We start from the raw sequence: 13,420 nt of genomic DNA, 5'->3' as shown, positions 1-13,420 counted from the left end.
CACTATATCGCAATTAATCAGTCAATTACAAACATCTTTCAACACAATGAAACACCTGTTATATGTTTTGAAACATAATTGATATGATGTATTCAAGCTTCACTATAATTTTACACCTACACTAATTAAGTAGAATTTTTTGAGATGGAAAATCCCATTAAGGACAAACCAAAAGATGATAAAATATATCTCAATATAGACCATTTAAAAAAGGGAAACTATCAGCTTGAAATTCTACTAAATAATAAGGTCATCAAATCTATCAAGATTACTAAATAATATTTAAGACGCTATTAATCAGTTGTGAAAAGGGGAATAATTCGGAGTAATGTAGAGTTAGTCTTTATTTCCCTTTTCTTTTTATTAAAAGACAAGATCTAATAATGAATGAGATTTTTCAAAACACAGATGCTATAAAGGCTATTATAACAACATTCCTATTTCAAGGTGCATTTGTATTTATTGGCTTATATATGTTATTAGTTTATATCCAAGTAAAGAAAAAAGACTATTTACTATATGGAATTTATTCTCTTCTATTTGCTGGCTATTTTTTTATAAAAATAGATTTAATGCTAGAGCTAAGATTATTTACAGATAATGTAGACCTAGAATTTAGCTTCTTATTACCCTTATTGTTTTTGCTAACAGGTCTGTATGTGAAATTTATTAATGTTTTTGCAGAAATAAAATCTTACCATGCAAGATTTTCTAAGGAAGTAGACATCTTTACGGTACTCATGTATGTGCTAGCAACAGTGACTTTTTTGTATTTGCTTATAACCAAAGACTCAGAAAACGTTGTTAAATACCAATCTTACATTTTTATACCGCTTCATCTATATTCCGTATATGCTGTAATTAGAGCTTTTATTGTCATTAAATCAAAACTAAGGTATTACATCTTGGTAAGTAATATATGCCTTATTTCTCTAACTATTTTAGGCATGTACTCTGCTTCAACAGCTGTTTATATCCAAGGTGTACATGCCAATAATTTATTTGGTTTCTATAATTTTAATGCATCGCAGCTAGGGGTTTTCTTAGAAATGCTTTGTTTTTCTTTAGGTTTAGGATATAAGTTTAATTTAATTGAAATTGAAAAAGACAAAATCAAAAAATTAGATGAGTTTAAAACTAAACTTTACAATAATATCTCACACGAATTTAAAACCCCATTAACGCTAATTTCTGGTCCTGTTGAAAATCAATTAGCGAAACCAAATATTTCCGAAGATGATAAAGAGCAATTGAACCTTATTAAAAGAAACTCAAAACGCTTATTAAATTTAGTCAACCAATTATTAGACCTTTCAAAATTAGAATCTGGAAATTTAAAGCTCAATGTATCGCAAGGTAATATTACAGTATTATTAAAACAGTTAGTTAAATCTTTTGAGTATAGCGCTCAAGAAAAACAAATCAAATTCACTTACAATATTGACACGATGGATGATGTTTGGTTTGATCCTGATGTTATTGAGAAAATCGTTACCAACTTACTTTCTAATGCGATAAAATACACCCCTATTAATGGTAAAATTACGTTTGATGCTAACTTAAATGAAAACTTTATAACAATTGCTGTAGTGAATAATGGGAATAAATTAAAAGACGATGAACTTCCAAAATTATTTCAACGCTATTACCAAAATAATAAGCTAAACGAAGGGGTTGGTATTGGACTGTCCTTAGTAAAAGAGTTAGCTGTTTTATCTCATGGTAATATTATAGCACATACTATGAATTCTGATGATATTCAGTTCACAGTAACTTTGCCTTTAGCGCTCTCCTATTTTGGTGCTACAGAAATTTCTCAGCAACCAATTCTAGATCTAACACATGAAGAACTTAAATATTCAGAAAAACACATAAATTCTGCACATATAGAACATAATCAAAAACCTATTTTATTAATCGTTGAAGATGATAACGACATCAGAACTTTTATTCACTCTATTTTTAAAGAAGACTATAAACTTTATGAAGCTTGTAATGGTAAGGAAGGTATAGAAAAAGCTATAAAACTTGTACCAGATATTATCATTAGCGATATAATGATGCCTATTAAAAATGGGATCGATATGTGCAACACCTTAAAAGAAGATATAAAAACAAGCCACATACCTATTATTCTACTAACGGCAAAATCTGGTGACAAAAATGAAATACAAGGTTTAAAATCTGGCGCTGACGCATACGTCACAAAACCTTTTAATGTTGAAAAACTTAAAATACGAGTACAACAAATTGTTGCTAACAGAAATATACTCCACAAATATTACAGTAAAAATAATGCTCTAGACTTCCATGGTATAAATGTTTCTCACACAGAAGATCATTTTTTTCAAAAACTACAAGAAGCTGTAAAAGAAAATGTACTACAACCCGATTTTACATCAAAGCAATTAAGTGATTTAATGCTAATGAGTAGAATGCAACTACACAGAAAACTGAAATCGCTTACAGGTTTATCTACTACAGAATTTATTAAAAAAGAACGTATGAAAGTCGCGGTTAGTTTATTAGAACAATCGGATAGTACAATTTCAGAAATTGCTTACCAAACGGGTTTCAATACATCTTCCTATTTTATAAAATCTTTTAAGTCAATTTACAATTGCACCCCTACCGAATTCGCTTCAAACACCTTAAAACAAGCAACTTAATCACACTGTTACATAAGTACAACACTTTGTTACATAAGTGCAATCCCGTTATCAGTTAACGATCTAATTTTAGAGTATTAAAGTTATTAAATAATCGATTTGTCTATTTGAAAAAGTACAAAATGATAACAAAAGGAAATACGCTTAATAAAAAAGCAGAAAACATATATATCAATTTAGATCACTTAAAAAGCGGAGACTATTTTATAAAGATTGTGCTTAATAGCAATGTTGTTAAATCTATAAAAATCAAGAAATCATGAATACTATTTTAAAGCGATTCTATTATTTGTTACTTCCATTACTGTTGCTCTGTTACGGGTGCAAAACAGATAAAAAACCAGTTATAGAAATTACAACCAATAACATGGAAATACAAACTGTTGATTCTATTCCTTCTGGTTGGAATACATTCAGCTATAAAAATCAATCTCAGGAAACACACTTTATAGTATTTGAAAAATATCCTGATGGCATAAGTGCTGCCGACACAAAAGCAGACGTATTTCCTGTATTTGATAAAGGCATGACCTTGATTAATGAAGGAAAAACAGAAGAAGGTCTCGCCGCCTTTGGTAATTTACCTCCTTGGTTTTTTAACGTTGTTTTTACTGGAGGTATTGGTTTAACCTCGCCCAATACAACCTCAGAGTCTACTATATATTTAGAACCAGGAAACTACTTAATGGAATGTTATGTAAAAATGCCTAATGGTAAGTTTCATTCTGTGATGGGTATGTTTAAAGAAATACGTGTTACAAATCATAAGAGCGCGATAGAAAAACCACGACCAACCATAGATCTCAATATATCTAGTGCCAATGGTATCACAGCAAATACGTCTTACACTAAAGGACAACACACTATTGCCGTAACATTTACAGATCAAAAAGCACATGAACACTTTTTAGGGCATGATATTCATTTAGTCAAATTAAGTAACGAAGCCAACTTAGAAGAATTAAATCGTTGGATGAATTGGACCAACCCAAAAGGTTTTATATCACCTTCTCCTAAAGGAGTCACTTTTTTAGGAGGTATTCAAGAAATGCCAACAGGCAACACCGGTTATTTTTCAACAAATCTGACGCCAGGTAACTATGCGTTTATTGCCGAAGTACCTAGCCCAAAACAAAAAAATATGCTAAAGCTATTTACGGTAAAACAATAAAGACTTTAAGACATGAAACCTCAATTAAAATTTATACTAACAATAAGCCTCTTTTGCTTAATCATAGCTTGTAACAACAATAATTCTCAAACAAATAGTATTGCTTACAGTACTAATGATTCAAATGTTGCAATTCAAGTCACCATGGAAGGCAAATCATTTAAAATAAAGCAAAATCAATTAATACCACAAATAAAAACCAAGTTTAAAAACGATTCGATTCTCCTTGTTTTTCGGGATGATGATACTCCACTACAACTCAATTTCAATGTTTTTAATACCGATATTTTAAGTAAGCAATCTGCTATTTATACTATACCTGATACAAATGCAGTAAAACAAAAAGTAGATCTTAATTTTTTCAACAACGATAGAGATGTTAAACGAATGAATAAACGTATCATTTTTAGAAAAGGAACGATAAACATTTCAAAACTTACCGATAAAGTTCTTCAAATGACCTTTGAAGGAGAAGGTAGTGGCATTACGGAACATAAAAAGACTTTTCCTATTTCTGGAAAGGTCAATGTAATATTTTAAAAACAGAAAATTTATGGAAACTACAGAAACAAAAACGTCAACTTCCGAAGGCAAATCAATAGCCATCATAGCCTACATTACCATTGTAGGTCTCATCATTGCCTTCGTTATGAACAACGACAAAAAGAATCAATTCGCAAAATACCATATCACCCAATCATTGGGTCTAGCGCTCTCAGGACTTACTTTGGGTGTCATTGGGTTAGTACCCGTTTTAGGTTGGCTCATTAACATCATTGGCGTATTTGTTTTACTCTACATGTGGATAATGGGACTCATTAATGCTATCAATGAAATTGAAAAACCTTTACCGTTCTTGGGTACACATTATATAAAATGGTTTAACAACCTTTAATTCAAATTTATTATGAAAACGAAACACATATTATTAGTCATTATCGGTCTTTTAATAGGAGGTAATGCTGAAGCACAAATTTTAAAAAAATTAAAAAAGAGAGCTGAACAAGCTGCAGAACGTACCATTTTAAGGAAAACAGACGAAATAGTTTCGAAAAAAACAGAAAAAACAATAGATGATGCTACTACTTCTAACGACAGGTCTAACACAAAAAGTGATGGAAGTGCAGATGATCAAATAGATTCTGAATCTACAAACTCTGCTTTAACAATGAACACTGCATATAAAAAAGAGTTTTATAAAGAAGATGCTATTATTAAAACTTATGAAAATGGAAACCTCAATCAGACGCAATATTTTGATGCTGACCAAGTCGCTGTTAGAATGGAATCTGATGCAATTCCTAAACCTGGTTATTTAGATAGTGAAGCCTATATGTATAGTTATAATGATAACGAGCAAGCCTATAATAAATCTGCAATACTTGCTTCAGGAGGTCAAGGAATGATGGTACCTAATATGATGTTAGAAATACTAAAGCTACCTCCAGAACCAGCTTTAGCAAATACACAAAAACAGATGGATAAAGGTATTACCCCAAACCCCTTTAATGGTTTTGTTGAGTTTGCTTTTATCTATGGACCAGAACAATTTAGATACGAAGATTTTAAAGAAGTTAAACAAAATTTACGAGGAAAAAGTTACACAAAATTCGAGTTTTTAAACGAACCTGGTTATGAAGGTAGTTATGTGATTTTTGATGACGAAGATCGTCTCATAGAAATATATACTAATAAAGCAGATACTGGACAATCTATGGATGCTTTTGATATGAGTATGATGCCACCAGGAGAAAGTCTAATTGTTTACGAATACAAACCTGTAGAAGTCAATTTACCCCCAGCAAAAGAAGTAAGAACTCGAGGGCAGGATATGATGGGATTGGTAATGGGATCTTTCAAAAAAGACAAAGATCCAGAAGATATTGATGAGGATGATTATGATACTTCTGACTCTAAAGGAATGACAAAATCTGTAAAAAAATCATTAAAAAATCACAAGGTAAAAGCAGCCGACTTACCAAAATCTTATGATTTCGATTACTTATACAAAACTACAATGGTTTCTAATTCTAAGAAGAAAGGAACAGACATGGATATTATTTTTTTAATTAATTCTAAAAATGGGAGTTTTAGTGGTTCTGAATATATAGTCAAAGACTTGAAAGATAAAGGAACCATGACGATGGTTTTTGATTCAAATCTTAACATCATGGCGATGTTTATAAAAGGACAAGCTAATCAAAATATGCTTCAAATAACCCCAATCCCTGATGTGAGAAATGAAGCCAAGATAAACTATGAAATAAAAGAATTACCTCCTAAAACTATTCTGGGATATACCTGTTCAGGACTTCAACTTGAAGATGATAAATATATTATGACGGTTTACCACGCAAAAGATGCTCCTATATCATTGATTAATTTTTTCGGAGGTGGAGGCTCAAACGCTACAAAAAATATAGAACTTCCAGATATGGACCCTAGAGTCTTAGAGCAATTTGAAAATGGTTTAGTTATGGAAATGCAATACGAAGACAAAAAGAAAAGCAAGAATAACTTTACCGTTACAGCAATCTCTTTAGAAAAAGTATCAACCGAAATTAAAATAGAGGACTATCGGTTTTTGGATATGTTTTCTGGCACAAGCATGTTTAAAAATTAATAAGAATCAAAAAACACAATTATAAACATTAAATAAAAACACAATGAAAAATATTTTAAAACTTAGAAACATTTTCGCATTAGTCTTATGTATTACCCTATTCGCATGTAGTGATGATGATAGCAATGATGGTGGCCCAGGTGATGGTGCAATATCGTATGCAGAATTTAATATTTCAGGTCCTACTACTAACGGAAATTATTCTTTTAGAGATGAAGGTAATGACGATGAGTTTAATACCCTCGGTTACTTTTATAGTACAAATGATGATCCCGAAATTTCTGATGATCAAATTCAACTATATGTTGGCAAATCGTTTACAGATTCAAACTTTTTGTTAGTAGCTCCCCCTGAAATTGGTACACACTATTTAGATGATCAAAATAACGCTAGTGATTTTGAAATTGGCATAGTGTTATCAATTCTTGAAACTTATAGTTATAAAGCCATTAATATATCCATTACTGAACTAGAAATCGATGGAAATTTTGTAAGGCATTGTAAAGGCACATTTTCAGGGGCATTCTATAGAAATAATTCAGATGTTTCAGACGTACATCAAATCAGTGGTGAGTTCGATATTAATAACTAACATTCTTTCAAATATTATAATTATAAAAACAATTAAAACGTATAAATCATGAAAAAAATCAATTTAATAATTGCCACAACTCTATTTTCTATCACATTTTCTATTGGGGCATTTGCTCAAACAGAAACTAAAATTGGTGCCTTAATTGGATATGGAACCGAAATTGAAAATATAGGAATTGGTGCCAATGCAGAGTTTCCAATAATGGAAAAATTAACCATTTCACCATCGTTTATTTATTATTTACCTAAAGATGAAAGCGGTATAAAAATAAACTGGTTTGAAGTTAATGCCAATGCCAACTATTACTTTCTAGATGAAGAAAACATTGATGTTTACGGTATTGCAGGTCTTAACTACTCTAGTATTAAAGTAAAATACGAAAACAGCTTTGGATTAGGAGGTGATTTCTCTAGTAGTGATGGTCGTATCGGTCTCAACTTAGGCGCAGGTGCCAATTTCAACATCGGAAGTAGCATCACCCCTTTTGCAGAATTAAAATACGTCATTATAGATGGTGGTCAACTCGTTGTTGCTGCAGGTGTGAAATTTAATTTGTAATTCTAAGCTTATGAAGCCTAAAATAATATCTATACTATATCTATTATTAACAATTATGTCTTGTAGTAAAAACAATGATAATTCAGATGATGATATTCAACAAAGTATTTATATCAATTATAGTGTCACAGGCAACCAAGTAAACAATACGTTCAATATTGTGACTGATATTTTCAGTAACCCAAGCGTAATTGCTGTAGCCAATATTTTTCCTGAGAGCAATTCTCAAACCTTAAAGAAGGCCGTAATCGTTTATAACGATATCAATCAATCTATTAATGCATCATTAAGTATTCCTGCAAGAACAGGTTTGACTGAAGTATTAGATGGCCATACAGATTTCGATTTACTTTTTGGATTTAGTGATTTAGAATTAGGTCTAGAAGCGAAATCTATTTCTGTAGAAGTTCTGCAAATTGAACATAATGATATTTATGCTACTAGTATAAAGGGATCTTTCCAGGGAATTGCTGTTGATAAAGTCAATATTAATGGCGATGAAATTGAAGAAACTTACATTGTAGATGGAGAGTTTGAATATAATGTATACAGCAACAATTGACACCTTTTAAAAACAAATACATTACTAAAAAGACACTTTTAGCCCGACTTAAAAAAAACATTTTACACATTTATTAATTAAAAAAATACATATTATGAAAACTTTAAAACTTACAATTTTATGCACCTTAATGAGTGGTCTGTTAAGTTTTTCGCAAACAGTACACACCGTTGATAACCGAGATCAATCTGGTGCTCAATTTACAGAATTACAAACCGCAGTTGATGCAGCAAATGCAGGAGATATAATTCAAGTGCATCCCTCTTCAGACAGTTACGGAAACATTACTGTTGGGAAAATGCTTACTATAATGGGTCTTGGGCACAATCCTGCCAATACCAATGGTGTAGTTGCCACACTAGGAAATATCACATTTATTAATAATTCGGCAGGGTCGGAAATAAAAGGGGTTGAATTACACAGAATTTCTTGTGGTAATTCTACAACAAGTCCTAACCAAAATAATATTCATATAATTAATAATCGGATAAATAATACCATAACTGGGTCTAGTACTGACGATTTAAGCAATGGTTGGATTATAGAAGGTAACTACTTTACATATAATTCTACTAATATAAACCCCCAGAGTGGTACTAATGATTGGCAGGTGAAAAATAACTTTTTGCGAGGTTCACTATATAATCTGAACAACACTTCTATTGTTACAAATAATATTTTTCTAAGTACAGCCAATTCCCAAACATTTTTCGGAAGCTGTACTAGCCCATTAGTAAACAACAATATCTTTTTAGCCACTGGTACATTAACTGAAATTGGATTATCCAGCTCCACTATCACCTTTGTAAGTAATATTACGTATAGTTATTATGGTGCTACTATAGCCCCGCTTTCTGGTAGTAATAATCTAGATAATACTAACCCTATGTTTGAAAACGTACCTTTTGGATCGGTTACTGAGTTTTATAATAACGATTTCAATTTATCTAATGGTTCGCCAGGAATTAATACAGGTAGTGATGGAACTGACATAGGTCTTTTTGGAAATAATTTTGTTTTCGACCCTAATGGAAGACCTAATCTTACACCATACCCAGAAAGTATCACAATTACCAATAGTGTTGTTGCTCCAGGACAAACACTAAATGTGGACTTTATAGCTATTCAAAAACAATAAGGATGAGACGTATTTTAATTTTACTTATTATAAGTATAGGCATGGCCGCTAATGGTTGGAGCCAAATTACGGAAGCCGAATACTTTATAGACACTGATCCTGGAATTAGCAATGCTACAAACTTAACAATTACAAGTGGTAATACCATAAATAGTAGTTTTAGTATTCCAACCCTAGGGTTAAGCAACGGCTTACATGTTCTTCATATTCGGGTTAAAGGCACAAACGATGTTTGGAGTTTGTATTATCGCGACTATTTTTACATTCACACTATAGAGATACCTTCAGCAGGTTCTAATCTGAGTACGGCTGAATATTTTATAGATACTGATCCTGGTGTTGGCAATGGTACAACTTTGTCAATCGCATCTGGGCAAATGTTAACCGATACATTTAGTATTTCTACTGCAGGACTTGATAATGGCTTACACGTACTCCATATTCGAGTAAAAGATTTAGATGATACTTGGAGTCTATTTTATAGAGATTACTTTTATATCCATACTATAGATAATGTGGTTTCAACACCTATAACGGCTGCAGAATATTTTTTTGACACCGACCCAGGGGTTGGCAATGGTTTTTCAATTCCTATAACTGAAGGTTTTACGGTTGACGAGACTTTGGCCATACCTGTCCCAATGGATATGACAGATGGTAATCACTATTTGTACCTACGTGTAAAGAATATGGATGATATTTGGTCAACCTACATATTTGCGCTTTTTAATGTAGATAGCAGTTTATCAGTAGAGGAAATTGACTATAATTTTTTTAAGGTTTTTCCTAATCCAACTAACACCTTATTGAATATTCAAACTTATACGGATTTAGACTACTCGTTACAGTTATTCGATGTTAATGGTAAAAAGTTAATTGATAATAAAACCAATAGTACAATTCACACACTTAATTTTTCTAACTATCCTAAAGGGGTTTATTTACTTCATATAACAGAGGAAAATACCAATAAACAAAGTGTTGTTAAAATAATTAAGTCATAATTTGAATTAGTTATGTAATTATTGATAGAGCCTCATTTTTGAGGTTCTATTTTTTTATAAGATATTTTAAAAGCATGAATATTAAATTTAAATCTCTTGCATTTCTTGAAGTACCAATTTAATTTCACCGTAAGAATATTTATCATCAATTTGATGCTTTAAATCTGAAAGGTTTTCGAAGGTCTTCGTTGGAATAATTTTTTTTAATTCTGAATACTTCTTCTCAGACATTAAATCTGTAACTTTTACTTCGCCCGAAGTAATAAAACTAGCCAAGTGTCCAAAAATGGTATTTTCATTTAATTCCCGTTCTAAAGCAATTTGATCAATAGATTTTCCTTCTTTAAATAAATCTAATGATATTCTTTTAGTATCTCCTTTCTTCTTTTTAGGCTCTAATTCTTCAAAAACCGAAATATCATTAGAAAATTCAATATCGTTTTCATCACAATACGCTTTAATAACTTCTAATATTTGATCACCATACTTTTCAACTCTAGTTTTTCCCATGCCATGTATTTCTAATAGCTCTTTGTTATTGACAGGTAAAGTTTCACACATCGCATAAAGTGACTTTTGACTAAAAACTTGATAATGAATTAAATCTTCATTATTTGCAATTGTGTTTCTCAGCTCTCTTAGAAATTCAAATAATTCAACATTGGTGGTACCATCTACAATAGATTTACGAGTCTTTTTAGGTTTAGCCTTTGCTAAGAACACAGACTTTGCACGTAACGATAAAAACTCTTGAGTTTCGAATCCATCGTTGAATCCTTCAAAATAGGAAAGTTTAGTTGCCAACAATTCCTCTAACGTGTCCAATTGTTTGTCTATATCCTTTTGAACAGCCTTATTATCAGTAGTGAAGTTCAATTCTTTTAACGCAATTTCAATCGTAGATTTAGTTTGCTCTCTAAAATAGTCTAAGGCTTTTGTAAAACGTACCTGAACAACTGAACTAAGCTCCGGAATTTCATTGAGCCCCACTAAGGTTTTTAATTGTGATTTAAATCCATTACTTATTTTAAGTAAATTGGTAACACTATCTTTAATCGTAATTAATGGAACTTCTACCGTTCCTTCGATACTTCCCCTATTTTTGTAATAAATGTCTAATATGCGATTAGCGGGATATATAAATTTGTAAAAATTAAAAATCTCAGAAATTAAATCTAATTGAAAATTGCGCTTTGACTCTAATAAAATAGAATCATTTGGCTGATTTGCTTCTGCTTTCTTATTAAACTCTATAACATTGTGATCGCTAATTATTTGATTAGCCTCAATTTTACTTTTTAGAATTAGACCTTCTAAAGATTTACAACGACTCAGTGCTACATAAGTTTGACCGTGTGCAAAAGCACCTTGGGCATCGATGATGGCCTTTTCAAAGGTTAATCCTTGACTTTTATGTATCGTAATAGACCAAGCCAAGCGTAATGGAATTTGAGAATAGCTTCCTATCTTATCTTCGGATATAGCTTTTGTATCGGTATCAACAGTATATTTTATATTTTCCCAAGTCTCTATTTTAGTATTGATATTAAAATCATCATCGGGACAATTAACAACAACTTCATCCTTATCTAATAAAATCACTTTACCTATTTTCCCATTAAAATACCGTTTTTCAGGCGAACTGTCATTTTTAATAAACATCACTTGAGCACCTACTTTAAGGTCTAAGGTTTCTTTGTTAGGAAAAGAATGTTCAGGAAAATTACCTTCTACAATAGCCTTGTAAGACGTTACTTTTCCTTTCAATTTATCTAATTCTAATAAATTAGTTTGTCTTGCCTTATTGTTATGTGTGGTTAGCGATATAAAACCCTCGTCTTCTTTAGGCTCAAAATCAGGTAAGAATCTCTTATTTAATTCATCTGCAGAATTAGTACTTAAGTTATTATTTCTAATTTCATTCAGAATATTAATAAACAAAGGGTTTTCTTGTCTATAAATATGTTTTAATTCTATAGTAAGAGGGTTGCAATTTTGATACGATAAACTACTAAAGAAGAAGGCATTTTTATAAAATGGCTGCAATAGCCTCCACTCATGATCCTTTATTACAGGAGATAATTGCTGCAAATCACCAATCATTAATAATTGCACACCACCAAATACCTCGTTTCTATTCTTATATCGTCGAAGTGTTTTATCAATCCCATCAAGTAAATCAGCCCTAACCATACTAATCTCGTCAATGACCACTAAATCTAGAGACTTAATTATGTCAATCTTAGTTTTACTAAATTTTCGTTTAAACCCTGAAGTACTTAGATCGTCGTCTGGTAAAATAGGACCAAAAGGCATTTGAAAAAAAGAATGAATAGTAACACCTTTTGCATTAATCGCAGCGACACCAGTCGGTGCAACGATGACCATGCGTTTATTAGTTTGAAGTTTTAATTTATGTAAGAACGTTGTTTTACCAGTACCAGCTTTCCCTGTTAGAAAAATATTTCTATTGGTTTTAGTAACAAAGTTCCAAGCTAATTCTAATTCTTTATTTTCATTCATAATATAACTACAAGTAAAGATTGAAGATAGTAAAAAAACAAATTGATTAGAACCATCCTGAAACAAAAAAACCCTCACTAGATAACTAGTAAGGGTTTAATACATATCGATTTATCATCGATAAAAAAAGGCGGCGACCTACTCTTCCACAGTAAAGCAGTACCATCGGCGCAAACGGGCTTAACTACTCTGTTCGGAATGGTTAGAGGTGAGCCCCGTCGCTATAACCACCTTAAATTTTTATTCTGATAGATATCAGAACTTGGGTTGTTATAAATAATCAACACTAATATTGTTGACATATTGAAAAAATGACATGAATATGTATCGTAATGTATACTTTATAAAAAAACTGACTCGCTCGTTAACCATTGCTGGTTGTCGAGCGAAGTCGAAGTGACAATAAGCCTATGGGTTATTAGTACTACTCGGCTATGACATTACTGCCTTTACACCTATAGCCTATCAACGTGGTAATCTTCCACGACCCTTTAAAGAAATCTCATCTTGTGGTGGGTTTCGCGCTTATATGCTTTCAGCGCTTATCCCTTCCGAACGTAGCTACCCTGCAATGCTC

At 31.6% G+C, this 13,420-nt stretch carries 11 protein-coding genes and 2 rRNA genes; 10 read left to right on the top strand and 3 right to left on the bottom strand.

All coding sequences use genetic code 11. The features are described 5' to 3' along the window. Nucleotides 1-383 precede the first annotated feature (383 nt). The 10 genes from BLT80_RS14655 to BLT80_RS14610 all read left to right on the top strand — a co-directional run bounded on the left by BLT80_RS14655 (nt 384) and on the right by BLT80_RS14610 (nt 10,320). Complete coding sequence (locus BLT80_RS14655) at nt 384-2,669, top strand: response regulator (protein WP_092469302.1); 2,286 nt, start codon at nt 384-386, stop codon at nt 2,667-2,669. A 259-nt stretch (nt 2,670-2,928) separates the two neighbouring features. Further along, a complete protein-coding gene (locus tag BLT80_RS14650) occupies nt 2,929-3,840 on the top strand; it encodes a hypothetical protein (protein WP_092469300.1) in 912 nt (303 codons plus the stop codon). 12 nt (nt 3,841-3,852) lie between these two features. Beyond that, on the top strand, nt 3,853-4,380 hold the full coding sequence (locus tag BLT80_RS14645; protein WP_092469298.1) for a hypothetical protein: 528 nt from the start codon (nt 3,853-3,855) through the stop codon (nt 4,378-4,380). A gap of 13 nt (nt 4,381-4,393) precedes the next feature. Continuing rightward, nucleotides 4,394-4,735: a DUF4870 domain-containing protein gene (locus BLT80_RS14640; RefSeq protein WP_092469296.1), complete on the top strand. Its 342-nt coding sequence runs from the start codon at nt 4,394-4,396 to the stop codon at nt 4,733-4,735. A gap of 12 nt (nt 4,736-4,747) precedes the next feature. After that, on the top strand, nt 4,748-6,463 hold the full coding sequence (locus BLT80_RS14635) for a hypothetical protein (RefSeq protein WP_092469294.1): 1,716 nt from the start codon (nt 4,748-4,750) through the stop codon (nt 6,461-6,463). Between the two features lie 43 nt (nt 6,464-6,506). Next, nucleotides 6,507-7,055 (top strand): hypothetical protein, encoded by a 549-nt coding sequence (locus BLT80_RS14630; protein ID WP_092469292.1) that lies wholly within the window; start codon nt 6,507-6,509, stop codon nt 7,053-7,055. A gap of 48 nt (nt 7,056-7,103) precedes the next feature. Next, nucleotides 7,104-7,616, top strand: coding sequence for an outer membrane protein (locus BLT80_RS14625; RefSeq protein ID WP_092469290.1), 513 nt, complete (start codon nt 7,104-7,106; stop codon nt 7,614-7,616). A gap of 10 nt (nt 7,617-7,626) precedes the next feature. Continuing rightward, on the top strand, nt 7,627-8,178 hold the full coding sequence (locus tag BLT80_RS14620; protein ID WP_092469288.1) for a hypothetical protein: 552 nt from the start codon (nt 7,627-7,629) through the stop codon (nt 8,176-8,178). 94 nt (nt 8,179-8,272) lie between these two features. Continuing rightward, nucleotides 8,273-9,316, top strand: a complete 1,044-nt coding sequence (locus tag BLT80_RS14615; protein ID WP_092469286.1) for a hypothetical protein — start codon at nt 8,273-8,275, stop codon at nt 9,314-9,316. Between the two features lie 2 nt (nt 9,317-9,318). Then, nucleotides 9,319-10,320 (top strand): T9SS type A sorting domain-containing protein, encoded by a 1,002-nt coding sequence (locus tag BLT80_RS14610; protein ID WP_092469284.1) that lies wholly within the window; start codon nt 9,319-9,321, stop codon nt 10,318-10,320. An 87-nt stretch (nt 10,321-10,407) separates the two neighbouring features. Here the strand turns inward: BLT80_RS14610 and BLT80_RS14605 are convergent, their stop codons facing one another. From BLT80_RS14605 to BLT80_RS14595, 3 genes are all read right to left on the bottom strand, one after another. Continuing rightward, nucleotides 10,408-12,843 carry a helix-turn-helix domain-containing protein gene (locus BLT80_RS14605; RefSeq protein WP_092469282.1) on the bottom strand — a complete coding sequence of 812 codons (2,436 nt, stop codon included), beginning with the start codon at nt 12,841-12,843 and terminating at the stop codon, nt 10,408-10,410. Between the two features lie 125 nt (nt 12,844-12,968). After that, a 5S ribosomal RNA gene (gene rrf / locus BLT80_RS14600) occupies nt 12,969-13,078 on the bottom strand. 163 nt (nt 13,079-13,241) lie between these two features. Next, nucleotides 13,242-13,420: ribosomal RNA gene (locus BLT80_RS14595) — 23S ribosomal RNA — on the bottom strand; the annotation flags it as partial.

The organism is Winogradskyella thalassocola, from assembly GCF_900099995.1.
GTDB lineage: Bacteria > Bacteroidota > Bacteroidia > Flavobacteriales > Flavobacteriaceae > Winogradskyella > Winogradskyella thalassocola.
Note: the sequence above shows the minus strand (reverse complement) of the source record. Positions and strands in the feature narration are given on the sequence as shown.